Annotated in this window: 16 protein-coding genes; 7 read left to right on the top strand and 9 right to left on the bottom strand. The window is 65.0% G+C overall.

Annotation, left to right across the window (positions count from 1 at the left end):
• Nucleotides 1-34 precede the first annotated feature (34 nt).
• Entirely contained in the window at nt 35-2980 is a 2946-nt protein-coding gene (uvrA, locus tag QRN13_RS11420) for an excinuclease ABC subunit UvrA (protein ID WP_284878000.1), read from the top strand.
• A gap of 3 nt (nt 2981-2983) precedes the next feature.
• Here uvrA and QRN13_RS11415 read toward each other — a convergent pair whose 3' ends face one another.
• From QRN13_RS11415 to flgK, 9 genes are all read right to left on the bottom strand, one after another.
• Complete coding sequence (locus tag QRN13_RS11415; RefSeq protein WP_284877999.1) at nt 2984-3886, bottom strand: hypothetical protein; 903 nt, start codon at nt 3884-3886, stop codon at nt 2984-2986.
• Nucleotides 3887-3980: 94 nt separating this feature from the next.
• Nucleotides 3981-4631 carry an ABC-type transport auxiliary lipoprotein family protein gene (locus tag QRN13_RS11410; protein ID WP_284877998.1) on the bottom strand — a complete coding sequence of 217 codons (651 nt, stop codon included), beginning with the start codon at nt 4629-4631 and terminating at the stop codon, nt 3981-3983.
• On the bottom strand, nt 4628-5566 hold the full coding sequence (locus QRN13_RS11405) for an MlaD family protein (RefSeq protein ID WP_039246448.1): 939 nt from the start codon (nt 5564-5566) through the stop codon (nt 4628-4630). The genes QRN13_RS11410 and QRN13_RS11405 overlap by 4 nt, the downstream gene beginning before the upstream one ends.
• A 12-nt stretch (nt 5567-5578) precedes the next feature.
• On the bottom strand, nt 5579-6355 hold the full coding sequence (locus QRN13_RS11400; protein ID WP_055804373.1) for an ABC transporter ATP-binding protein: 777 nt from the start codon (nt 6353-6355) through the stop codon (nt 5579-5581).
• A complete protein-coding gene (locus QRN13_RS11395; RefSeq protein ID WP_284877997.1) occupies nt 6352-7467 on the bottom strand; it encodes an MlaE family ABC transporter permease in 1116 nt (371 codons plus the stop codon). The genes QRN13_RS11400 and QRN13_RS11395 overlap by 4 nt, the downstream gene beginning before the upstream one ends.
• Nucleotides 7468-7695: 228 nt before the next feature.
• Complete coding sequence (locus QRN13_RS11390; RefSeq protein WP_284877996.1) at nt 7696-9150, bottom strand: UdgX family uracil-DNA binding protein; 1455 nt, start codon at nt 9148-9150, stop codon at nt 7696-7698.
• Complete coding sequence (locus tag QRN13_RS11385; RefSeq protein ID WP_284877995.1) at nt 9150-10388, bottom strand: putative DNA modification/repair radical SAM protein; 1239 nt, start codon at nt 10386-10388, stop codon at nt 9150-9152. The genes QRN13_RS11390 and QRN13_RS11385 overlap by 1 nt, the downstream gene beginning before the upstream one ends.
• 66 nt (nt 10389-10454) lie before the next feature.
• Nucleotides 10455-11420: a flagellin gene (locus QRN13_RS11380; protein WP_284877994.1), complete on the bottom strand. Its 966-nt coding sequence runs from the start codon at nt 11418-11420 to the stop codon at nt 10455-10457.
• Nucleotides 11417-13516: a flagellar hook-associated protein FlgK gene (gene flgK / locus QRN13_RS11375; RefSeq protein ID WP_284877993.1), complete on the bottom strand. Its 2100-nt coding sequence runs from the start codon at nt 13514-13516 to the stop codon at nt 11417-11419. The genes QRN13_RS11380 and flgK overlap by 4 nt, the downstream gene beginning before the upstream one ends.
• A gap of 408 nt (nt 13517-13924) precedes the next feature.
• Between flgK and QRN13_RS11370 the strand changes: the two genes are divergently transcribed.
• From QRN13_RS11370 to QRN13_RS11345, 6 genes are all read left to right on the top strand, one after another.
• Nucleotides 13925-15832 (top strand): flagellar hook-length control protein FliK, encoded by a 1908-nt coding sequence (locus QRN13_RS11370; RefSeq protein ID WP_284877992.1) that lies wholly within the window; start codon nt 13925-13927, stop codon nt 15830-15832.
• Nucleotides 15833-15836: 4 nt separating this feature from the next.
• Entirely contained in the window at nt 15837-16565 is a 729-nt protein-coding gene (locus tag QRN13_RS11365; RefSeq protein ID WP_284877991.1) for a flagellar hook assembly protein FlgD, read from the top strand.
• Between the two features lie 48 nt (nt 16566-16613).
• A complete protein-coding gene (gene flgE / locus QRN13_RS11360) occupies nt 16614-18371 on the top strand; it encodes a flagellar hook protein FlgE (protein WP_055754753.1) in 1758 nt (585 codons plus the stop codon).
• Between the two features lie 172 nt (nt 18372-18543).
• A complete protein-coding gene (sciP, locus tag QRN13_RS11355) occupies nt 18544-18828 on the top strand; it encodes a CtrA inhibitor SciP (protein ID WP_026108337.1) in 285 nt (94 codons plus the stop codon).
• 91 nt (nt 18829-18919) lie between these two features.
• Nucleotides 18920-20131 (top strand): tRNA 2-thiouridine(34) synthase MnmA, encoded by a 1212-nt coding sequence (gene mnmA / locus QRN13_RS11350; RefSeq protein WP_284877990.1) that lies wholly within the window; start codon nt 18920-18922, stop codon nt 20129-20131.
• An 85-nt stretch (nt 20132-20216) separates the two neighbouring features.
• Nucleotides 20217-22142 (top strand): S9 family peptidase, encoded by a 1926-nt coding sequence (locus tag QRN13_RS11345; RefSeq protein WP_284877989.1) that lies wholly within the window; start codon nt 20217-20219, stop codon nt 22140-22142.
• The last annotated feature ends 168 nt before the right edge of the window (nt 22143-22310 follow it).

Here is a 22310-nt window from a genome sequence, read left to right as displayed (position 1 = left end):
ACCCGCCGGCCCTCCTCCGCGTTCTCCGGACAGCATGACCGAAAAGCATAACTTCATCCGCGTTCGCGGCGCCCGCGAGCATAACCTCAAGGGCGTGGATCTCGACATTCCGCGTGAACAGCTGGTGGTGATGACCGGCCTGTCGGGGTCGGGTAAATCCTCGCTGGCGTTCGACACCATCTATGCCGAAGGCCAGCGGCGCTATGTCGAGAGCCTGTCGGCCTACGCGCGCCAGTTTCTGGAGCTGATGGGCAAGCCGGACGTGGATTTGATCGAAGGCCTGTCCCCGGCCATCTCCATTGAACAGAAGACAACGTCCAAGAACCCGCGCTCAACCGTCGGCACGGTGACGGAAATCCACGACTATATGCGCCTGCTATGGGCGCGCGTCGGGGTGCCCTATTCCCCGGCGACTGGCCTGCCTATCGAGAGCCAGACCGTCAGCCAGATGGTCGACAAGCTGGTCGCCCTGCCCGATGGCGAACGAATCCTGCTGCTCGCCCCCGTCGTTCGCGGCCGCAAAGGCGAGTACAGGAAGGAAATCGCCGAGTGGCAGCGCCAGGGCTTCCAGCGGCTGAAGATCGACGGGCAATTCTATCCGATCGATGAAGCCCCGACGCTGGACAAGAAGTTCAAACACGACATCGACATCGTCGTGGACCGGATCGTCACCAAGCCTGATCAGGAAGCCCGCTACGCCGACAGCCTGCAGACAGCGCTGGGTCTGGCCGACGGCATCGCCAACGCGGAATGGGCCTCGACGGCGGAAGGCGAGACCGCGCCGCGCTCCATCCTGTTTTCTGAACGGTTCGCCTGTCCGGTGTCGGGTTTCACGATCAGCGAGATCGAACCGCGGCTGTTCTCGTTCAACAACCCCTTCGGCGCCTGCCCGGTCTGCGACGGCCTGGGGGTCAAGCTGGCCTTTGATGCCGATCTGGTGATCCCGGACCGCGACAAGACCCTGCACAAGGGCGCCGTCGCGCCGTGGGCGCGTGGGCCGTCGCCGCTCTACACCCAGACGCTGCAGTCGCTCAGCCTCCACTACGGCTTCTCGATGGACAAGCCGTGGCGCGACCTGCCCGCCCAGGCGCACAAGGCCATCCTGCACGGCACGGGGTCCGAGAAGATCAAGTTCGTCTATGACGACAATGCCCGCAAATACGAGGTCTCCAAGCCGTTCGAGGGCGTGCTGCCGAACCTGGAGCGCCGCTGGCGCGAGACCGACAGCGCCTGGGTGCGCGAGGAACTGGCCCGCTATCAATCCGAGACGCCCTGCGACGCCTGCCACGGCAAGCGGCTGAAGCCCGAGGCCCTGGCGGTCAAGGTCGGCGGCGAGGACATCGCCGACATCTCCACCCTGTCGATCTCCAAGGCCTATCTGTGGTTCTCGACGCTGGAAGAGAATATGACCGAAAAGCAGATGGAGATCGCCCGGCGCATCCTGAAGGAAATCTGCGACCGGCTGCGGTTCCTGAATAACGTCGGCCTGGACTATCTGAACCTGTCGCGGTCCTCAGGCACCCTGTCGGGCGGCGAGAGCCAGCGCATCCGCCTGGCGTCGCAGATCGGCTCGGGCCTTACCGGCGTCCTCTATGTGCTGGACGAGCCGTCCATCGGCCTGCACCAGCGCGACAACACCCGGTTGCTGGAAAGCCTGAAGGGCCTGCGCGATCTCGGCAACTCGGTCCTCGTGGTCGAGCATGACGAAGAAGCCATCCTGACAGCCGACTACGTCATCGACATGGGCCCGGCCGCCGGTGTTCACGGGGGACAGGTCTGCGCCGAGGGTACGCCGGCCCAGGTCATGGCCAACCCCAAGTCCCTGACCGGCAAATACCTGACCGGCGAGCGCGAGATCGAAATTCCCGTCGACGGCCGTCGTCCCATCGACCGCAAGCGGATGCTGAAAATCAGCGGCGCCAGCGGCAACAACCTCAAGAGCGTCACCGGCGAGATCCCCGTCGGCGTCTTCACCTGCATCACCGGCGTCTCTGGCGGCGGCAAGTCCACCTTCACCATCGAGACCCTGTACAAGGCCGCCGCGCGTCGCCTGAACAATGCCTCCGAGGCCCCCGCCCCCTTCGACCGGATCGAAGGCCTGGAGCATTTCGACAAGGTCATCGACATCGACCAGTCGCCCATCGGCCGCACCCCGCGCTCGAACCCCGCGACCTATACCGGCGCCTTCGGGCCCATCCGCGACTGGTACGCCGGCCTGCCGGAATCCAAGGCGCGCGGCTACGGCCCCGGCCGATTCAGCTTCAACGTCAAGGGCGGGCGTTGCGAAGCCTGCCAAGGCGACGGCGTCATCAAGATCGAGATGCACTTCCTGCCCGACGTCTATGTCACCTGCGACGTCTGCAAGGGCAAACGCTACAACCGCGAGACGCTGGAGATTGTGTTCAAGGGCAAGTCCATTTCGGACGTGCTGGACATGACCGTCGAGGAGGCCGCCAGCTTCTTCAAGGCCGTGCCGCCGATCCGCGACAAGATGCTGACGCTGGAACGGGTCGGCCTGGCCTACGTCAAGGTCGGCCAGCCGGCGACCACCCTGTCGGGCGGCGAGGCCCAGCGGGTCAAACTGTCCAAGGAACTGTCCAAGCGCGCCACCGGCCGCACCCTGTACATCCTCGACGAGCCGACCACCGGCCTGCACTTCGAGGACACCCGCAAGCTGCTGGAAGTGCTGCAGGAACTGGTCGAGGCCGGGAACACCATTGTGGTGATCGAACACAACCTCGATGTCATCAAGGTCGCCGACTATCTGCTCGACTTCGGACCTGAGGGCGGTGACGGCGGCGGCGAGATCGTTGCGGTCGGCACGCCCGAACAGGTCGCGGACAACAAGGCCAGTTGGACCGGCAAATACCTCAAGGAGGTGCTGGATCGGCACGAGGACCGCCGCAAGGCGCGCGTTGCGGCCCTGGGCGGTTCCGTCGATACTCCGGCTAAAAAGAAAAGGGTGAAGGCGTCGGCCTGATCGTTAGGAAAAGACGTCGGTCGGCTGACCGCCTCGAAGCCCATTCCAGGCCGCTGCGAACGGGGCATACAGCACCGCGAGTTGCAGCGCGGCGAGGAAGGCGTTGACGATAGACGACACCAAGATCGCCGGCCAGGCCTGCATCAGGATCTGACCCAGTCCCTCGCCGTCGAAGCGCGCCAGCGTCTGGATGCCGCCGGTGGCGAGGTCTGCGGCTGCGCCGATGATCATGCCCAGGATGCTGACGATCAGGGACATGATGATGGCGATCACGGCCATGCCCAGCAGCGACCAGAAATGCCCCTTGGTGGCGGCGAACGATTCCACGATGGTGATCTTGCGGCGATCGATCGTCATCGGCACCGCAAGGCTGAACTTGATCGCCAGCCAGACGATCAAGGCGAAGACGGCGAAGATCAGGAGCACGCCGGCCAAAATCAGCAGCGCCTGACCCGACGCGGCGCCGAAACCGATGGCCGCACCGACCACCATCATGCCGACGCCCGACGCCAAGCCGACAGCCAGGCTGACGATCAGGCTGACCGCCAGAACACGGACCTCATCCATGCCGAGGCGCAGATAGCCCCACGACGACTCGTCCGGCCGCAAGACCGAGCGCGCCACCGCCGCGCTCAGCACCGCGCCGACCAGCAGGCCAATGGGCGCGGCCCAGATCAGGGCTCCGGCATAGGTCTGGCCCAGGGCCTGAAACTCAGCCATCGATGGGTTGGCCGACTGTTCCAGCGCTTCACCCGCCGCCATCAGGCTAGCCCACTTGTCTGCGCCCAGGCCGAACATGGCGACATAGACGGCCAGATAGACTAGGCCCCAGGCGACCGCGACGATCGGATGCCGGCGAACGACTCGGAAGCCTTCGAAGGCCGCGTCGGTGGCGGAAAAACTCATGACAACTCCGGGAGCAGATTCGCGGCGCACCCTAGCGCATCCGCAAGCCTACGTCCCGCACCGCCGCCGTCACGGCGTCATGCGTTCGACCGCCTCAGTTCGCGGAGGCGATCGTCCAGTCGGCGATCTGGGTGTTGATGTCGCGCGTCGCGGTGTCGAAGGCCGCAACGATGGCGGACACGCGATTGTCGCCGGCGGGTTGGGTTACGGTGAACACCCGCTCGACCGAGCGGCCTTCCTCGGGACGAATGGTCCCGCCGCCAGCGCGCCGTTCCGGGGTGGAGCGCAGCTGCGCCCGCGCGGTCACGACGACATCCGGCACGGCGCCCAGCGCGGCGTAGCGCGCCTCGAAGGTCGTGACCGTGACCTGCAGGATCAGCGGCGGCGTCCCCGGCTCGCGGCGACCCAGCACGCGAATGCGATCGGCTCGGTTGGCGAAGGCCGCCTTGAGGCTGTCGTCGAACAGGGTCGAGGCCGGCGAAACCCAGCGTGCGCCGCCGATATAGGCCGTTTCTAGACCCGTGACGCCCAGGATTTTGTCGTCGCCGGTCGCCTGCGGGAACTCGATGCGGCGGATCGAGACCGTGAGAGGCGCAGGCGTGTCGCCCACAGCCGACGGCGCGGCCATCGGCAGGCCGAACCGGTAATTCTGGACCGGGTCCGGCGACGATAGCAGCGCGCACCCGCTCAGCGCGGTCAGGACAGCGGCGGACGCCGCCAGTCGAAGGACAGGACGAGGGATCACGGCTGCACCTCCAGCTCTTTGGATTTGGGACGACCGATAAAGTCGCGCGGGCTGGCGCGGACGTCGTCGATCAGGGATTGCAGAGACCGGGTGGCGTCTTGCAGCTCTTCAATCGTGCCGGTCAGTTGCGGGAGGCTGGTCGTCGCAAAGTCACCCAGCGGACGCTCCAGACCCGTGATCGAACGGTTGGCCGAGGCGATCGCCGTGCGGGCCTCCGCCGTCGCCGAGTTGATATTAGCGATGGCTTGGCGACCGTCCGTATTGATGATCTGACGCGTATCGACGGCCAGGGCCTGATATTCCTTCACCGCGGCGTTGGCGTTAGTCACGGCCTCTTCCAACTGCTGGAAGATGGCCTTGCGGGCTTCCAATTCCGTCGTCAGGGCCTCGACGTTCTTCACACTGGTGGAGAAGCTGCGGATATTGTCGTCGGACATGACGCGGTTGATCCGGTTCAGCGCATCCACGGTCTGGGCCAGAACCGTGCCCGAACCACTTAAGAGTTCGGCGATCGGCGACGGCTGGCTTTGCAGCACGGGCACGACATTATCCGGATACTGCTCTTTCAGCAGGGCGCTGTTGGGTGAGCCGGCGGTGATCTGGATGTAGTTCAGGCCGGTGATGCCTTGCGGTTCCAGCTGAGCGCGCGAGGTCACGCGCACCGGCGTCGTGCCGTCCACGCGGACACGGGCGATGACCTGGTCGCCGCGCTTGGTGTCGATGTTCAGGTCAGTGACCTCGCCGACGCGGATGCCGTTGAAATGCACCTCGCCGCCTTCGGACAGGCCGTTCACCGGCCCATAGAAGACGATGTCGTACATGTCGTAGTCGCTGTTGAACTGCAGCCGGGCCAGCCAGATGGTGAACACCGCCAGGGCCGCCAGAAGGGCGACGGTGGCGATGCCGACGGCGGCGTAATGTGCGTCTCTTTCCATGATCCGCTCTCCTCAGGCGGCAGACTTGGTGGCTGCGCGTCCGCGCGGCCCCAGGAAATATTCCTTGATCCACGGATGGTCGGAGCCTTCCAGCTCCTGCACCGTGGCCTTTTCCACGACCCGCTTGTCCGCCAGCACCGCCACCTTGTCACAGATGGCGTAGAGCGTATCGAGGTCATGGGTGATCATGAAGACGGACAGACCCAGGTCGTCCGCCAGTTGCCGGATAAGATCGTCGAACGCGGCCGCGCCGATGGGGTCCAGACCCGCCGTCGGCTCGTCCAGAAACACCAGTTCCGGGTCCAGCGCCAGCGCACGCGCCAGGCCGGCGCGCTTCTTCATGCCGCCCGACAGTTCGGCGGGCTTCAGGTGGTGGTGCTCGGGCTTGAGGCCCACCATGGCGATCTTGAGTTCGGCCAATTCATAGATGATCGCTTTGGGCAGTTTGGTGTGCTCGACCAAGGGCGAGGCAACGTTCTCCAGCACGCTCAGCGACGAGAACAGCGCGCCCTGCTGAAACAGGATGCCGGTGCGGCGCTCGATGTCCGCCGACTGATCGTCGGTCAGGGTCGCACGGTCGTAGCCCAGCACCTTCACCGACCCGCCCTCGGGCTCTTTCAGTCCGATGATGGTGTTCAGCAGGACGGTCTTGCCCGCGCCCGATCCGCCGACGACGCCCAAGACTTCGCCGCGCACCAGGTCGAGGTCGAGGTTTTCGTGGATGGTGCGCTCGCCGAACTGGCTCAACAGGCCGCGCACCTCGATCAGGTTTTCTGGTGCTTCGGTCATATGTTCAGCTCCAGGAAGACCAGGGCGAACACGGCGTCCAGAAAGATGATGGCGAAGATGGCCTGCACCACGGCGGCCGTCACGCGCCGGCCGAGGCTTTCGACATCGCCGGCGACCGACATGCCCTGACGGCAGCCGATGGCGGCGATCACCAGGGCGAAGACCGGCGCCTTCACCAGACCGACCATCAGATGCTGGGCCATGGTGCCATCCTCGACCAGACGCTGGAAGAAGAAGGACGGACCGAGATTCAGCGAGCTCCAGCACACGACCAGACCGCCGACTAGACCGCCGATCATGCCCATAAAGGTCAGCAGCGGCAGCATCAGCACCAGAGACGCGACGCGCGGGATCACCAAGGCCTGGAACGGATTGACGCCCATGACCTGCATGGCGTCGACCTCCTGGTTCATCCGCATCGATCCGATCTCGGCCGCAAAAGCCGAAGCCGAACGTCCAGCCAACAAGACCGAGGCGATCACCACGGCGAACTCGCGGAACATTGCGACGCCGATCAGCTGAACCGCAAACACTTGGGCGCCGAAGTCTGTCAACAAATCCACGCCGATGAAGGCGATGACGGCGCCGATGAAGAAGTTGGTGATCATGACGATCGGAATGGCGTCCAGCCCAGCCCGCTCGGCCTGACTGACCCAGGCCGGCCAGCGGATGCCGCCGGGATGTTTGGCGGCTTCCACGACAGCAGCCATCAGCCGACCCAGGAAGGCCAGCGACAACATGGCCTCGCCGCCGAAATCGTACACGCCACGGCCGATCTTGGCGAAGGTGCGAACGAAGGCGCTGGGGCGTTTCGGCGCCGGGGCGCTCTCGCGCTCCAGCAGCTCGATCATGTGATAGATGCGACCGGCCTCCGGTCGATCCTTCCACTGGCTCTTGGACAGGCGGCCGCTTGAGGCCTGCACCAGAGCCAGTGCGCCGGCGGTATCGAAGCGACCGAGATCGGAGGTGTCGATGCTGGCGATATCGCGGCCTTCCAGATCGCGGCTCAGCTCCGTCGGCAGACGACCGAGCGCCGTGGTCGTCCAGTCGCCGGTCAAGCGCAGACGGGCCTCGCCATCACTATCGACGATTTCATATGCAGCCGTGTTCATCGCGCCCCTGAAGACCGATCTGACATCGCGATTTTCCCCTGACGCTCTGAACAGACAGCCGAAATCCCTGCCGCGCTAATGGTCAAGCCGGCATTCGATGTCAACGCGCGATGACATTCGCGCGGATGTTTGTCGATCGACCGTGTCGAGATCGCCTCCCCCGATGAAACGTCCAACGGTCACGCTGGCGCTGATGCCAAACGCGGCCGAACGGGATTCGTTCTCGCGTCACCTCATACGACGCTGCACGGCCGTCAGATCCTCAATGAACAACCGTCTCGCCTCGGACTTCGCCGCCTCGTCCGGCAGACGCAGCAGATAGGAGGGGTGGACCGTCAGTACGGCGGTCGATCCGTCGCTCAGGTCGATCGGCGCGCCGCGTTCCTGCATCACAGCCGGCTTGCGACCCAGCAACGCCAGACCCGCCGTCGCCCCCAGGGCCAGCACGACCTGCGGCTTGATCAACCTTCGCTCCGAGTCCAGCCACCAGCGGCAGGCCTGAACCTCGCCCGCATTCGGCGTCTTGTGCAGGCGACGTTTGCCGCGCGGCTCGTGTTTGAAATGTTTGACCGCGTTGGTGACATAGACGTCGGATCGATCAATGCCGGCCTCGGCCAAGGCGGCGTTCAGCACCTGTCCCGCCGGCCCGATGAAGGCGCGGCCTGCCAGATCCTCCTGATCGCCCGGCTGTTCGCCGACGATCATCAGACGCGCCGACTTCGGCCCCTCCCCGCACACGCCTTGCGTCGCGTCGCGGTAAAGCGGGCAACGGCGACAGGCCTGAACGCCGCTGGCGACATCGTCTAGGTTTTCGGGCACGGCCTCGGCGTCGGGACGCGCCAAATGGAGGTCAGGCGCGACGGCGCGCGCGAAACGCGGATTGGGCTGAGGAGACGGCGTGGCGACCATGGTCTCGGTTCGAACCGACGAGGCCGCGACCAGTTCCGGGATCAGGGCGGCTTCCGGCAGGTTCTTCCAGTAGGACTTGGCCATCTCTCCCTGCATCGTCTTCACCTTCAGCCGCGCGGGATTGAAGGTCGAGGCGTAGTAGGTCTTCCAGAAATCCTCGATCTCGTCTTCGGCCGGCGCCATGTCGCGGGTGGCTGGCGGGCCGAACCGCAAGGCTTCTCCATCCCAAAAGGCCGAACCATCCGGCGTCAGGATCGACCAGCGCATGGTCGTGAACCGCCGCTGGAAGAAGGGCGCGGTCTTTTCCAAAACCCGATGCGGCGGCTCGAACCACGCCACCCAAGCTTCGCCCAAATCGTCATGCACTTGGCGAAAGCGAACGAAGGCCTTCATCTTGTGCGAAGCCCGGCTGACGTTCTTGACCCGCTCCAGCGCGTCGGCGACGTCCCGGTCCGAAATGACCTTGATCAGGTCCGGCTCATCCTTCAGCCGCCACAGCAGCCGATACATCAAATCGAAACGGTCAGCGGATCGATGCAGGATCAGGTTCTGGGCCAGATCCACGAACTCTTTCGGGACGTTGAAAGCTCTGCGGTCATCCGGCGTCGGCGACCTTTCTTCGGCAATCGGCTGATCGAACAGCCCGCCCTGTTCCACCGCCCCCGCCACGACGAACCGCGCCGCCGCGGGTTCCACACCCGCCAATCGAAACGCGCGCGCCGCCTTCCGCCAGCCGTCGAAGTCCGTCTCACCGTCCAGCGTCGCCACCGCCATCAGAACAGGCTCAACTGCTCGGGCGTGCGGCTGGTCACGCGCGCCTTGAGGTCCGCCGCATCCGTCAAGCCGCCTGGCGTCCAGTCCAGCGCCGTAATGAAGGGGCGGATTTTCGCCACCGATCGCGTTAGCCGTCCGACATCCTCTAACCGCAGGGTCCGATAGCGGCGCACCGAGACAATCCGGTCCACAGCTTTCACGCCCAGCCCCGGCACCCGAAGCAGCATCTCGCGCGGCGCGCGGTTCACATCGACGGGAAATTGCTCGCGCTTGTTCAGAGCCCAAGCCAGTTTGGGGTCGACCGCCAGATCGAGCATGCCATTCGATGCCCCCTCGCCGATCTCCGGCGCGGAGAAGCCATAGAACCGCATCAGCCAATCGGCCTGATACAGCCGATGCTCACGCATCAGCGGCGGCTTAGACAGCGGCAGGATCGAACTGGAGTCCGGTATCGGGCTGAACGCCGAATAATAGACGCGGCGCAGGCCGTAACCACCGTAGAGCGAGGCGCTGCGATCCAGGATTTCCGTATCCGGCGCGCCGTCGGCGCCGATGATCAGCTGGGTGCTCTGGCCGCCCGGCGCGAACTTCGGCGGCTTGATCTTTTCACGTTTGGCCGGCTTGGCCGCCTCGACGCCCAGGCGCACCTGGCTCATCGCCTTTTTAATGACCCCGACATCCTTTTGCGGCGCAAGTCGCGCCAGCGCCTCGTCGCGTGGAAGCTCGATATTGGCTGACAGGCGGTCGGCATACAGTCCCGCCATCTCCACCAGCTTCGGATCCGCCTCCGGAATCAGCTTCAGATGAATGTAGCCCCGGAAATCGTGGACTTCCCGCAGCGTCTTGGCCACCAGGACCAGCTGCTCCATCGTATAGTCGCCGGATCGAATGATGCCCGACGACAGAAAGAGGCCCTCGATATAGTTGCGCTTGTAGAAGTTGAGCGTCAGATCGACCACCTCGTCGACATCGAAGCGCGCGCGCTCCACGTTCGACGACACGCGATTGATGCAATAGGCGCAGTCGTAGATGCAGAAGTTGGTCAGCAAGATCTTGAGCAGACTGATGCATCGACCGTCCGGCGTATAGGCGTGACAGATGCCCATGCCTTCGGTCGAGCCGATCCCCTTGCCGCCGACGGAGTTTCGTTTCGACGTTCCCGACGACGAACACGAGGCGTCATACTTGGCGGCGTCAGCCAGAATGGAGAGTTTTCGACGCAGATCGAGACGGGCCATTGTTCATGATACGTTCCAGAACGATGTTTGGTCCAGCGTTGCCGTTTTCTTTTTCGAAACGACAACTTAACGCAGCAGATTGAGCAGCGACGTGCTCTTTAGCGAGTTGATGATCTGGGCCGAAGCCTCGATCGCCACTTGCGCCATCTGCAGATCGGTGATCGCCCGTGCCGGATCATAGCCGGACTTGTCCTGCATCATCTTCTGCAGGGCCGTCTTCTGATTTTCCTGGGCGTCCAGCGCCGTCTCGACGTGGTTCTGGATCAGACCGTTTTTGGCCGTCTGGTTCGTCAGTCCCGCATTCGCCTTGTCCAGTTCGCCCATCTGCGCCTTCAAAAAAGCGGTGACGTTGGCGTCCGGCTGTCCCGTCAGCGTGCCCGAGCCGGCTGGCGTATAGGTCACGCCGCCGACGGTCACCGCCGTGCCGTTCTGGAAGGCCTGAATGTTGCGAAACACCTCAGTCAGCGGCCCGCCGATCTCGCTGGCCAGAAACCCGGTCTCAACCGTGGTCTTCTCGTCGATGCGCGACTTCTGCTTCAAGGTGTCGTTGGCGAAGGTCGCGGCGGTGGACGCCGCCGCCGTCAAATCGGCCATGGTTGCAGCCGTGGCGGGAGCGATGTCGCTTTGGCCGCCCGCAAACAGGTACGAGCCCTGGTGTTCCGCGTTCAATCCCCCCTGAACCGTCTGATAGTTCAGACCGAGCTCGACCATCAGATTGTCGATCCGCCCGGCGGCCAAGCTATTTGCAATGGCCTCGCGCGCCGCATTGCCACCTTCGTAAATGCGGCTCATGGCCAGATCCTGGGCGCTCAGCCGCGCCTTCACGGCCTCGCCAGTGGAGATGAAGCCCTCCAGTCGCGCCTGGGTCGACGTCAGGCTTGTCAGCTGCTCTGCGCCTCGGCCGTAGCCGGACATGTCGGTGGCGATCTTCTCGCTATCGATCCGCTCCTGCGCCTGCTGCGCGCGGCCTTGCGCGTTCATCAAACTGAGCAAGGCCGACTGGTAGTTCCCGTGGGTCGCGACGCGCGTCATTGCAGGATTCCGATCAGTACGTCGTACATATCCTTGCTCGCCTGGATCAGGCGCGCAGAGGCGTTATAGGCTTGCTGGAACGTTGTCATATTGACCAGTTCCTCGTCCATGTTCACGCCTTCGGCCGAGGTGCGGCGACTGTCCGCCTCCTTGGCCAGGGCGCTTGCCGTTTCGCTGCGGGTCTTGGCGGCCGAGGCCTTGCCGCCGATCTCGCCGGCGAAGTCCGCCGCATAGGACGACAGGGTCTTGGTCCCGCCGGCATTTCCGCCGGCTGCGGCGAAGGCGATGTTCGTCTTGCCCACATCCCCCAGCGCCAGGCCGCCGCGCCCATCGTTCTTGCTCAGCGCCGGCGTCCCCGCCGCGGCCGACAGGTTCAGTTGCGCCAGGGCGAGCTTTCCGGGGTCCTGCTGGATGTCGCTGCGCACCGTATAGGCGCCCGCCCGCGTCGACCCGGTCGCGCCCAGGCCGAACAGTTGCGACATTGAAACGCCGGACGGATCTTGGGTCGTATTGTCCTTCACGACGCTCATCGACGTCGCAGACGGGTCGTAGGCTTTGAAGGACAGCTTGCCCGCTGCATCCAGGCTGAAGGCGCCATAGCGGCCGACGCCCGTGATGGGGTCGTTCAGCGCGCCCAGCATCTCGCCCATCGTGCCCGTCCCGGCGGGTACGGACACGGTGATGTCGCGAAGGCGCGCACCGGACGGACCGGCAAAGCGCAAGGTCAGGCTCTCGCCCGGATCGAACCCATGCTGAGACGTCAGGGTCAGGCCCGTCTCGTAGAAGGTCGGCGTGTTCGTGGTCACCAAGTCGTTCAGGCCGAACCAGTGCGAAAATCCACGCCCGCCCTTCGTGCTGGGCGAGGTTGCGTCGTCGGCGATGGCCACACCGTTTCCGCCCGCCCCGTCCAGGCGCAGTTGGCCGTCCGAGAAGCTCGCCGTCGCTGTGCCGCCCAGTTGGGCGTTCAGCACGCTGAGGAAGGTGGTCGGATCCGCGGCGGCGCCGTTGATCGTCATCGTGCCGCCGGAAAAGACGATCCGGGCCGAGGCCTGCACCACGCCCGACGCATTGACCGCCGAGATAGTCGTCGTGCCGGTGAAGCCGGTCAGGGCGTTCTCCAGCGACTGGCCGGTGTTGCGCCCCGTCAAGGTGGTCGGTGCAGGAACGCTGCTGTTTGCGTTATGGGCGCGGTTCAGTTCGTCCGCGAGTTTGGCCGTCAACTCACCCAGGCGCGCGGCGGCAGCTGGCGCATCGACATCGCGCATCTCGACCAGACCCCGGATCTGACCGGACGACACGCCGTCCAGCAGCGGCCAGCGCGTGCCGCTGGGCTCGGTGATCATGATGTCCGAGAAGGCCGTCATGGCGTCCACGGTGCCGGCCGCCTGATACGACAGCGTCGCCGCACCCTCGCCCACCAGGGTCGTGCCTGTGTTGGTGCGAAGCGTCACGCCGCCGTTCGAGCGCGCCTCGACCTTCACATCCATATATTTGGATAGTTCGTTGATCAGGCCGAGCTGGGCGTTCTGGGCGCCGGTCACATCCTCGTTCGTCACCGTGCCGGCGGCGATGGTCTTGTTCAGCTTGGCGATCTGTTCCAGCAGAGGATTGACCGTCTCGACCGCGCTCAGCAGCCGGCCGTCCGCCTCCTGACGCGCTGACTGGATCTGGGACGCGATGCCGGCGGCCTGATTGAAGATCGCCTGGGTCTTGTAGATCGTGTCCTGACGCCCAGCCGAGGACGTCGGGCTTTCGGCCAGGGTCGCATAGGTGGCGAACAGCTTATCGACCTGAGCGAAGAAGTTGGTGTCGCTGCTGGGATCGCCGAACTGGTTCTGGATCTGGTCGTACAGTTCATAGCGCACGGTCTGGCGCGCGGCGTCCGACCCGGCGCTGAGGCTGGCGGCCTGCAGAAAACGGTCTGTCGCCAGACGCACCCGCGTGACATCGACCCCCGAACCATAGCCATTGGTGACGGCGGCCGACTGATCGGCGACCTTGCGGATGTATCCGGGCGTATCGACGTTGGCGATATTGTCGGCGGTGACACGCAACTGCGACTGGGCGGTCCTCAGCCCCGACGTCGCAATGTTCATGATCGAGTTCAGCGACATTGACGCGTCTCCCCAGCCCTACCCGGCAACCACTGCATCGCGACGCGCAGTTCTTGCCCAGCCACGCGCCACGCCCGCTCGCACAAAGCGTTGTTTTTCCACAGGATCGTTGATCGGGCGGCCGTCATGATGGGAAAGACGCGCAAAGGTCGGGCCAATCAGATTGTGGGTATCCCGCTTGTCACTGATCAACAGCGCCGCGAAGCCGGGCAAAAAGTGGCGAGAGCGCGGCAATAACGACCGCCGCCTTTCGAACCCGTAGCCCCCCGAGGCTGCATTTGCACTGTTTTTGCTGGCTTATTTTCTTGGCCCGGCCCTTGCGTCGAGGGTGGCGAACTCTTGGGCGCAGCAGGCGCCGCCGTCGCTCCTTACGAAAGCCGCCGCGCTTCCATGTCCACCGCCTCCGCCCTGCTCGCGCCTGCCGCTCCGGTCTCGACCGGAACGTCGGCTGCTGCCACCGGCGCAGAGTCAGTCGATGCGGGCCTGTTCTCCAGTAAAGTCGCCGACGCGCTGAGTGCGGGCGTCCACGGCGCGCCGATCGAACGGATGACGCCCGGCCGTCTAACGGGCGCTCGGTCGCTGGGCGTCATCATGGCCCAGCCCGTGGCGGCCGAGCCTGACGTCGATACACCGACCCCGACGACCGACACCGTACTCACACTCTCGGGCGAGATCGCAGCCTCCGAAGCTCAGCTTTTCCTAACCGACGAGCAGCAGATCGGCACGGACACGGCTGCGAATGACGACGATAGCTCTGGCCTCGTCGCCGCAATGCCGCTTACGGCCGCGCAACCGACGCCGGCCGTTCCGGTCGCTCAATCGTTTAATGTCGCGGGCTCGCCAGCCGTCTCCGAGCACGCGGCGGAAATCCCTGTCGATTCACAAGCGCCCAAAGATGTTGCGTCAGTCGCATTCGTTGCGCCCGAGGCGATCACGACGACGGTCGCTACAAATCCTCGTGCTGCAACTGATACGGCGGCCAAGACTGCGTCGGCGCCTGCCGACCAGGACCTTGAAGCGAAGACCGCCCTGGCGGCCGCGACCGCTCAAGCAGTCCTTTCGGAACTCTCCGAAATCCTGACGACCGAAGCGTTGGCCTCCTCTCCCGCCGCGGCGAAGCCGGCTGAAGTCGAGGCCGCCGAGACCTCGGTCACGCCCACTCAGCCGACGACGACCGACGGTCCGAAGCCGACAGTCGCGCCCAAGCCTGCCGTTACGGTCAAGGGCGACGCAGCGCCTCGTCCGACCGACGCAGCACTGCCGGCACCTGTGAATTTCGACGCTGCGGCCGGCACGATCCAGACCGCTGTCGCTAAACCCGACAAACCGGCCGCACCGTCGCCAATCACTCAATCCCTTGCAGCCGCTCAGATCCCGACCGCCCAAGTCCAGATCGCCGTCACGTCAACGACGCCCAAGCCGTCGATCATTGTCCCCGCCACGGTCTCCGCTGCGATAACCGAACCGGCGTCATCTTTGACAGCCGAAACGGCCGACACGTCCGATCAGCCAACAGAGGCGGCTTCGACCGATACGCCGAAGTCATCGACCGTGCTTCAACCCGCCACGCCCTTGCGCGGCAACCTCCATGCGGTGACGGACCAAACCGGCGACACCGCCGCTCCTGCGGTTCAGAACGCGACGACCGAAGACGCTACCCCCTCCAGCGCCGCAATCGAAGTCGCCCCCAAGCCGACGCCCTCCTCCGCCAAGGCAGTCGAGCCCGCGACCGCCGCCGTCGCCGCGCCCGATTCAGCGTCGCCTGATGCGCCGACCGCAAGCCCCGCGCCGGCCGATGCGCAGCCTGCGCAACAAGCCGCCGTGTCCAGCCATGCTCAGAGCCTGTCCACCCTGTCACGCGCCACCGTCGAGACCACCGCCAAACTCGCCGCGCAGATGGCCCGCAAGCTCGAGGGCCGTTCGACCCGGTTCGACATGGTGCTGACGCCCGAAGATTTGGGCCGCGTCGATGTCAGCCTGGAGATCGGCAAGGACGGCCAGCTGTCCGCTCGCCTGGCCTTCGACAATCCCGCCGCCGCCGCCGACCTGAAGGGTCGCGCCGACGAACTGCGTCGCCAGCTTCAGGACGCCGGCTTCCAGGTCGCAGGCGATGCGCTCGACTTCTCGCAACGTGATCCGTCCGCGGGCGGCGGCGCTTTCGAGCGCCAACAGCAACGCAACGCCCTGTTCGCCGGCGGCTCTCGCCTGGCGGCCCAGGCCGACGCTCCCATCGTCCCGGCGCCCGGCGCCTGGATCAACCATTCCCTGACGCCTGACCGCGTCGATCTGAAGGTCTGACCCCATGGTCGACGCCGTCACAACCTCCGCCGCAGCGGGCCGCATCACCGGCGGCACCAAGGCCCTGGCCTCGAACTTCGAGACCTTCCTGACCCTGCTGACCACGCAGATGAAGAACCAGGATCCGCTGTCGCCGCTGGACTCTAACCAGTTCACGGCCCAGCTGACCCAGATGGCCGGCGTAGAGCAGCAACTGCTGACGAACGACCTGCTGACCAGCCTGCTGGCCGCCCAGGCCGGCGGCGGTCTGGACAACGCCGCCAACTACATCGGCAAGAGCGTCACCGCCGCCTGGACCGCCACCGAGTTCAACGACGGCAATGCCACCTGGGCCTACGAGTTGGGAGCCGACGCGGACAAGGCCACCTTGCAGGTCGTCGACAGCAAGGGCGTCGTGGTCTGGGAAGGCGCCGCGCCCGACAAGACGTCCGGCCTGCACACCTTCTCCTGGGACGGGAAGCTGAAGGACGGCGGCACGGCAGAGGACGGCGGCGTCTATACGCTGAAGGTCGCCGCTACCGACGCTGCCGGCGCCAAGGTTGACGCCCAAGCCCTGATCCAAGGCCGGGTCACCGGCGTCGAGATGTACAACGGCGCGCCATACCTGGTGATCGGCGACTCCATCCTTCCGCTTTCGACCGTGATCTCGCTGAACGAGATCAAGGCCCAGGCGGCCAACGATACCGACGATACGGAGAATCCGAACGTCCCCACCGAGGAGGCGGCCGCATGATGCGATCCGCCGCCTTCCCGATGACCTCTATTTAAGGAGCGTTCTTCCATGAGCCTCAACAGTGCAATGCTGGCCGGCGTGTCCGGCCTGGCCGCCAACTCCGCCGCCCTGGCGGCGATCTCTCAAAACATCGCCAACGTGAACACCGTCGGCTACAAGCGCACGGCCAGCGAGTTCCAGACCCTGGTCAACAGCCAGACCGCATCGGGCGGCAGCTATTCGGCCGGCGGCGTCACCACCAACACCCGCTCCTACGTCAGCCAGGAAGGTCAGCTTCAGCGCACGACCTCCAGCACCGACCTCGCTGTCAACGGTCAGGGCTTCTTCGTCACGACGACCCAGGCCGAGAACGTTGGCGCAACCGACACCCGCCTGTTCACCCGCGCCGGCGCCTTCACCGTCGATAAGCAGGGCTATCTGAAGAACAGCGCCGGCCTGTATCTTCAAGGCTGGCCAGTGGACTCCAACGGCGAGATCTCGACCGATCCGTCCGACCTGTCGCGCCTGCGCTCGATCAACATCGGCTCGGTCGGCGGCACCGCCGAACCGACCACTCGCGTTCAGATCAACGCCAACCTGCGTTCGAGCCAGGAATCGTCCTCCGCGGCCAGCGCCCAGTCCTACAAGGGTGTGTCCGATACGGCGACGCCTGCCGTGACCCACGACGTGTCGGTCCGCTACACCCGCACCGGCGCCAACAGCCATGATCTGGTGATCAAGTCCGGTTCGCAGAAAGTCGATGCCTCGGCGACCTTCGACCCGACCACCGGCGCCATCACCGGGCTGACGATCAACGGCGCGAACGCCGGCTCGGCGACCGCGATCGGCACGCCGCCGACCCAGATCCAGTTCACGCCGGCCAGCGGCCCTGCCTATACGCTCAACCTTTCGGACGTCGGCCTGGGCAACGAAAACGTCGCCAAGACGAAGTACGACCCATCGGTCAACTCGATGGCGATGTACAACGCCGACGACGACAACCCTGTCGGCGTGAAGCCCGACTTCAAGATGAACATCCCAGTTTCGGACTCCAAGGGCGGCCAGCGCAACCTGGAACTTCGCTTCCTGAAGAGCGACGAACCGAACATCTGGTATGCGGAAATCGTGTCCGTGCCGGCCAGCGACGTGATCGCGGGCGCACCCTACGCCAACGGCCAAATCAAGACCGGCAAGATCGCCTTCACACCGTCGGGTCGGCTGGACGTCGATACGATGAAGGCCTGGCCTGCGGGCACGGGTCTGTTCGACGACCCGACCATGGCGACGTTGGACTTCGGCAAGTCCGATCCAAACAATCTGACTATGCCGGCCGGCCAGGTGGCCTGGGCCGACGGTCTGGGCATCGCCGCCCAAGCCGTCACGCTGGACCTCAACACCTCGGCCGGCGGTCTCAGCCAGCTGAACACGGCCTCGGTCGTCCAGTCGACGGTCACCAACGGCACGGCGTTCGGCAATCTGAGCGAGATCAAGATCGACGAGGGCGGCTTCGTCACCGCCATCTTCGACAATGGCGTCATGCGCCGCATCGCCCAGGTCGCGGTCGCCACCTTCCCCAGCCCCGACAGCTTGCGTGAAGTGTCGGGCAACGCCTACGCCGTCAGCCTCCAGTCGGGCACCTTCAACCTGAAGGCGGCGGGAACGGGCGGCGCGGGCGAGATCGCGGCCAAGCAGCTGGAGTCCTCAACCGTCGATCTGTCGGCCGAGTTCACCGGCCTGATCACCACCCAGCGCGCCTATTCCGCCTCGTCCAAAATCATCACCACGGCCGATGAAATGCTGGCCGAGCTGATCAACATCAAACGCTGATCGGCGAGTAAGTAAGCGTTAGTCTCGATGAATCGTCGCGCAAGCAAGGTTTACAGAGTCGTTCGGGGAGGGGCGGAAGTTATCCGTTCCTTCACCACGACCCTTAAACGGACCTTAGTCGGGGACGCCTACCTTCATGACACTACGGTGTTGGTGAAAGAGGCATAAGCCCATGTTGCAAGAGCGACGCCTTAATAGCAAAGGCGAACAATACGTGGTCGGACCGACTGGCACGCCCCTGACCCTCAACGACCTGCCGCCGTCCAACACGGACCGGTGGGTGATCCGGCGCAAGGCCGAGGTCGTCGCCGCCGTTCGCGGCGGCCTGCTCAGCCTCGACGACGCCCTGGCGAAATATCGTCTGACGGCCGAAGAGTTCCTGGCCTGGCAGAAGGCCATCGACAAATGGGGCATGCAGGGCCTGCGCACGACGCGGATCCAGAGCTACCGCTCCTGAGGGTTTCCCCGAAGACGTTAAGGGCCGCATCCGGCGACGGGTGCGGCCCTTTTCGTTTGCGGGCCTCGAAATCGCGCCGGTTCCGCACTAAATGGCCGCGATGACCCTGGTCGAAGATTTCTGCCCCGTTCCCGACATCGCCCGCACCGACATGGATGCGGCGGTGGAGAGCGCGCGGGCGGCGGTCGGCTTGCCGATCGGCGCGCGCGTGGTGGCAGCCATGTCAGGCGGTGTGGATTCCACCGTTGTCGCGGCCCTGCTGCACAAGGCCGGCTATGACGTCGTCGGCGTGACGCTGCAGCTCTACGACCACGGCGCGGCGTTGAAGAAAAAGGGCGCCTGCTGCGCGGGTCAAGACATTCACGACGCGCGTCTGGCCGCCGACATGATCGGCATTCCACACTATGTCTTGGACTATGAGAGCCGATTCAAGGATGCGGTGATCGACCAGTTCGCCGACTCCTATCTGAAAGGCCAGACGCCGGTCCCCTGCATCCGCTGCAATCAGACCGTCAAGTTCCGCGACCTGCTGGACGTGGCCCGCGACCTGGGCGCCGAGGCGATGGCGACGGGTCACTACGTCCGCCGCGCCGTCGCCGGCAACCGCTCGCAGATGCGCAAGGCGATCGACCATTCGCGCGACCAATCCTACTTCCTGTTCGCCACGACCCAAGACCAGTTGGACTATCTGCGCTTCCCCCTGGCCGATCTGGAAAAGCGACAGGTGCGCGGCGTCGCCGCCGAACTGGGTCTGAAGATCGCCGCCAAGCCGGACAGCCAGGACATCTGTTTCGTGCCTTCCGGCGACTATCGCACCCTGATCGACCGCCTGCGTCCGCAAGGGCGTGAGGCCGGTGAGATCGTGCATATGGACGGCCGTGTGCTGGGACAGCATGCGGGCATCACGGACTACACGATCGGGCAGCGCCGCGGCTTGAACGTTGCCGTGGGCGAACCGCTGTTCGTGACCAGGCTGGAGCCCGAAACCCGTCGCGTCATCGTCGGCCCGCGTGAAGCCCTGCTGACCGCCTCTCTGACTTTGGAAGAAACCAACTGGCTGGGCGACGAGGCCACCATCGTCGAGGCGGCCGAGACCAACATCCCCGTCCTGGCCCGCGTCCGCTCGACGCGCCAGCCCTCGCCAGCGCGCCTCGCGATGATCGACGGCGACATCCGCATCGTCTTCGACGAAGGCGAGGAAGGCGTGGCCCCCGGCCAGGCTTGCGCCCTGTATCATCCCGTGGACACCGAACGCGTCCTGGGCGGCGGCTTCATCCGCGACACGACAGCGGTCGTCGTCTAACGACGATCCATTAAATCGAAGACAGTTTGCATCCGACGTGGTGTTCTGTCGCCTCCTACGGTCATCCCACCGACGAGAGGCTCCGATGCGCACCACCGCCTGCCTGGTATCCGTACTGGCCCTAATGGCCGCCCTTCCCGCCGCAGCAATGGCGCAGGCCGCCGCGCCCGCGGCGACAAGCCCGGCGACGCCGACCTATACGGCGGCCCAGTTTTTCGACACCGTCTCGTATGGTCTGGGCTATGGCGGGGCCAAGTCGTTCTCGCCGGACGGCAAGTCCGTGCTGATCCGGTCGGACCAGACGGGCGTTTTCAATGCCTACGCCCTGCCCGTCGCCGGCGGCGATCCGATTCCGCTGACCACCTCGACCACGAGCGCCGTCAATCCCGTCAGCTATTTCCCCGCTGATGCGCGCATCCTGTTCACCCAGGACGGCGGCGGGGACGAGCTGAGCCATCTGTTCGTGCGGACGCCGGACGGCGCTGTCACGGACCTCACACCCGGCGACAAGGTCAAGGCGGACTTCCTGAGCTGGAGCCAGGACGGCAAGACATTCTTCGTCACGTCGAACGCACGCGACGCCTCGGCCTTCGATGTCATCGCCTATGATGCGACCACCTATGCGCATCGGACGGTGTTCGAGAACACCGGCGGCTTCTCGCCCGCCGCCCTGTCGCCGGATGGCCGGTGGCTGGTGCTGGACAAGGCGCTGACCAGCGCCAACAACGACCTTTATCTGGTCGATCTGACTGCACCGGGCGAGCCCAAGCTGCTGACCCCGCACGAAGGCAATGTCGCCTATACCGCCTTCGACTTCACGCCGGACTCCAAGGCCGTGCTGATCGGCACGGACCAGAACGGCGAGTTCCAGCAGGCCATCCGCCACGATCTGGCGAGCGGCGCGAACACGCCGCTTATCCAGGCGGATTGGGATGTCAGCTTCGTCTTCTATTCGCCGAGCGGCCGATACCGCGTCTCCGGCCTGAACGCCGACGCCAAGACCGAACTGACCCTGCTGGACGCGACGACCAGTCAGCCTGTCGCCATGACCGGCCTGCCTGACGGCGATATCGGCAATGTCCGGTTCAGCGAGGACGAGAAGACCATCGCCTTCACCGTCTCGTCCGACACCTCGCCGGCCGATGTGTTCGTCGCCGACCTGACCACCGGCGAGGCGAAGCGCCTGACACACGCCCTGAACCCCGCCATTGACGAAAATGCCCTGGTCGAGGCGACCATCGTCCGATACCCCGGCGAGGGTGGCGTCATGATCCCCGCCGTGCTATACAGGCCCAAGGGCGCGTCCGCGGCCAATCCGGCCCCGGCCATCGTGCTGGTCCACGGCGGTCCCGGCGGCCAGACCCGACGCGGCTATTCGGCGATGGTCCAGCACCTGGTGAACCATGGCTATGCTGTGTTGGGCGCCAACAACCGGGGCTCGTCCGGCTACGGCAAGACCTTCTTCCATCTGGACGATAAGAAGCATGGCGAGGCCGATCTGCGCGACATCGTCGCCGGCGGCGACTGGTTGAGGCAGCAGGATTGGGTCGCCGACGATCAGGTCGCAGTGATGGGCGGATCCTATGGCGGATACATCACCGCCGCCGCCCTCGCCTTCCATCCCGACGCCTTTGCGGCCGGGGTGGACATCTTCGGCGTAACCAACTGGGTTCGGACGCTTGAGTCCATTCCGCCGTGGTGGGGCGCCCAGCGCATCGCCCTTTATGACGAGATGGGTGATCCAGCCACCGACGCCGAGCGCCACCGCCGCATCTCGCCCCTGTTCCACACCGAAGGGATCAACAAGCCCCTCTTGGTCGTGCAGGGTGAGAACGACCCGCGCGTGCTGAAGGTCGAAAGCGACGAACTGGTCGCCGCCGTCCGCGCCAATGGCGTGCCAATCGACTATGTCGTCTTCCCGAACGAAGGGCACGGCTTCACCCGCCGCGACAACCGCATCACAGCCCAGGACGCCTATCTGACCTTCCTCGACAAATACGTGAAGAAATAGCTTTCACGAGGACGGAGCGCGTTACCCGACGTGCTCCGTCTGTTCGATTGTGGAGACGATGTGGAATTATCGTGGACCTGCATCGAAGATTTGACGCGTCCTCGGACATCAAAGATGCACCGGGCTGTTGCACGGCTGTAAACTGCGCATCGCAATGACGGCGTAATC

The organism is Brevundimonas sp. MEB006b (assembly GCF_030209705.1).
In the GTDB taxonomy this organism is placed as follows: Bacteria; Pseudomonadota; Alphaproteobacteria; order Caulobacterales; family Caulobacteraceae; genus Brevundimonas.
The sequence above is the reverse complement of the archived record's forward strand: the minus strand, read 5'-3'. Positions and strand labels throughout refer to the sequence as shown.